At 74.9% G+C, this 2,624-nt stretch carries 5 protein-coding genes; 4 read left to right on the top strand and 1 reads right to left on the bottom strand.

What is annotated here, in order from left to right; all coding sequences use genetic code 11:
* Positions 1 to 129: 129 nt before the first annotated feature.
* Positions 130 to 339 (bottom strand): hypothetical protein, encoded by a 210-nt coding sequence (locus BG452_RS32405; protein WP_188307927.1) that lies wholly within the window; start codon positions 337 to 339, stop codon positions 130 to 132.
* A gap of 266 nt (positions 340 to 605) precedes the next feature.
* On the opposite strand from BG452_RS32405, the gene BG452_RS32400 reads away from it, so the two are divergent.
* From BG452_RS32400 to BG452_RS32385, 4 genes are all read left to right on the top strand, one after another.
* Positions 606 to 1,043, top strand: a complete 438-nt coding sequence (locus BG452_RS32400; RefSeq protein WP_188307926.1) for an STAS domain-containing protein — start codon at positions 606 to 608, stop codon at positions 1,041 to 1,043.
* 128 nt (positions 1,044 to 1,171) lie between these two features.
* Positions 1,172 to 1,552 (top strand): STAS domain-containing protein, encoded by a 381-nt coding sequence (locus tag BG452_RS32395; RefSeq protein ID WP_188307925.1) that lies wholly within the window; start codon positions 1,172 to 1,174, stop codon positions 1,550 to 1,552.
* 77 nt (positions 1,553 to 1,629) lie between these two features.
* On the top strand, positions 1,630 to 2,001 hold the full coding sequence (locus tag BG452_RS32390) for a hypothetical protein (RefSeq protein ID WP_188307924.1): 372 nt from the start codon (positions 1,630 to 1,632) through the stop codon (positions 1,999 to 2,001).
* Positions 2,002 to 2,343: 342 nt separating this feature from the next.
* A partial coding sequence (locus BG452_RS32385; RefSeq protein ID WP_223243049.1) for a hypothetical protein occupies positions 2,344 to 2,624 on the top strand: 281 nt, incomplete at its 3' end.

The raw sequence follows: 2,624 nt of genomic DNA, 5'->3' as shown, positions 1-2,624 counted from the left end.
CCGGGGGGGGCGGCTGCCGAGCGGCCGGGGGCGTCGGCCCGGTCCGGGGCCGGTCACGCCCATGGGCCGGCTCCCCGCCGTCGGCGGGGCGCGGTCGGGGGACGGTGTCCGGGGTGCGGCACGGCCGGCTCAGTCGGGGGTCTCGTGGGGCTCCGGCTCGTGGGCCGGTTCGGTCGGTTCGGCGTGCGTCGGTTCGGCGTGCGGAGTGTGCTGCCCCTCCTCGGGGACCAGTGGTGGTCCGTCCTCGTCGTCCGTTCGTGACTCGGGGGTTTCGACCGGGACGGGCGGGTCCTTGGGTACGGGCCGGTCGTGGTCGCGGGTCGGGTCCTGGTCGCTCATGGGGCTCGCCTCCTTCGTCGTGGACCTGCTCCCGTGCTCGCGGAGCCGGCGCGCGGCTCACTCCGGGCGTCCTCCCTGGAAGCCTCCGGACGGAAGTCCTGCCCCCAGCGTCTCTCCGGCCCAGGGGCTCGTACACCTCGGGGCGGAGGATCCGTGGCCCGGAGCCGTCCGGGCGGTTCCGACGGCCGTCCGAGCGGTTCGGGGCGCCGCGCGGCATGATGGTCGGGACGGCAGCCCTGCCGCACCGACCGGACCGGGAGCGCGTGATGCGAGGGCCAACCGAGGTCCCCCGCGAGGGGGAACGACACAGCGGGGGCCTGTACGTGGCGGTGGACGACCGGGCGTCGGAGCGGATCGTCACGATGGCCGGAGAGCTGGACCGCGACTCGGCGGACGCGCTGCGCACCGTACTCGCCCGGCCGCTGCACGACGGGATCCGCCGGATCGTGGTCGACCTGGCCGAGCTGCGGTTCTGCGACTCCACCGGTCTGAACATCCTGCTGCAGGCCCGGCTCGACGCGGAGGCGGCCGGGCGGACCCTCGACGTCGTGAGGCCGCGCCCGATCGTGGCCCGGCTGTTCGAGGTCACCGGTACCGACACGGTGCTGCGGATCCGGTCCGACCCCGGCCCCGACCCCGACGCGACGCCGGGGGCCGTCGCCGATCCCCCTGCGCCCGGCCGGGAATCGGAGGAACCCGGCTGACTCACCCCTTCTTCCGGCGTTTCCCGGGCCCTGCCGTGGACAGTCGCGCAGTGGGAGTCCCTCCGAGGGAAGAACCAGGAGCGCGCAGTGGGAGTCCCTCCGAGGGAAGAGCCAGGAGGAGGAGCACGATGACGCGCCGGCAGCCGAATGGCCGAGGCTTGGCGTCCGACCGCCGCGGTGAGCCCGCGGTCCTCACCGCACAGGCGTCGCCGTGGGCCGGGGGCACCGTGATCGCCCTGTACGGCGAACTCGACCTCGACTCGGTCGCCGAGCTGAACGCCGTCCTCGCGCCGGCCCTGGCCGAGCCCGCCACCGTCGTCGTGATCGACTGCGCCGGACTGGAGTTCTGCGACTCGACCGGCCTCTACGAGCTGTTCCGCGCCCAAGTCGGCGCGGCCGCCCACGGCAGCCGGATCGAACTGGCCCGCCCCCGCCCACTGGTGCTGCGGATGCTGGAACTCACCGGTGCCACCGACGCCTTCAGGGTGCGCGACACCGTCCCCGGCTGACCCCGCCGACCGCGCCGGGTGGACGACCGTGCCGGGCGACCGGGGGAAGAGGCGACGGGGGAGGAGAGGAGCAGAGCATGGCCAGGCTGCTGGTCGACGGTGACGACCTGGTCGTCCGGCTGACGTGGTGGGAGCGCATCGTGACCCGCCGACGGGAGGTGCGGGCGCCGCTGGAAGCCGTCACGGCGGTCGAGGTCCAGCCGGACCGTTGGCGGGCGCTGCGCGGGATCCGGATCAGTGGGCTGGCCGTGCCCGGCGCGCTCTGCCTGGGCGTGTGGCGGCACAAGGACGGGCGGGACTTCGTCGCCCTGCGAGGGCACCGGCACCCCGTGCTGCGCGTGGAGCTGCGGCCGCCCGCACCGTTCGCCGGGATCGCGGTGGAGACGGATGACCCGCACGGGACCGCTGCCGAGCTGCGGACGGCCTGTGGGCGTCCCACCCCTGCCTGACTTCGAGCGGCCGTGACGGAACCGACCACCCGGGCATGCCACGGCCTCATCGTCCGGCCCACGCCCGAGGAGTCTCGCGAACGGGAAGGGGCGGAACGGTGCCGCTCCGAAGCGGAGCGGGACGGAACCCGCGCTGCCCGCCCGGTGCGACCGACGACCAGGCCGGGGGCCGAGGCCAGGGACGAGGCCCGGAGCCGGGTGTCACCGTCCGTGGACCAGCCGATCGGCCAGGACCAGTCGCACGGGTCGGCGACCGGTCCCCGCCGGACCGTTACGGACGGGATCCGCCGGGTAGGCGCGGCCTGGAAGTGGGGGCGAGAACGGGACGGAAGGGGAATCCCCATGCTGCTGCTAGGACTTCTGCTGCTGGCGGCCTCCGGTGCCTTCACCGGGCTGCTGATCGCCGACAACCTCGGCGGCGGGCCGGAGTACCAGGTGACGATCCTCGGCAACGACCTCGTGAAGCTCGACAGCCTCGGGATCTTCCTCGCGGGCCTCGCCCTCGCCCTGGTCTTCTGCCTGGGTCTCGCCATGATGCGACCGGCCTGGCGGCCCTCGCGGCGCGCCGAGCGGGCCGCCGGATACGGCGCGGCCCGGCGGGTGGAGCCGACCGCGCCGCTGGA

Source organism: Streptomyces sp. CBMA123 (assembly GCF_014596465.1).
In the GTDB taxonomy this organism is placed as follows: Bacteria; Actinomycetota; Actinomycetes; order Streptomycetales; family Streptomycetaceae; genus Kitasatospora.
The sequence above is the reverse complement of the archived record's forward strand: the minus strand, read 5'-3'. Positions and strand labels throughout refer to the sequence as shown.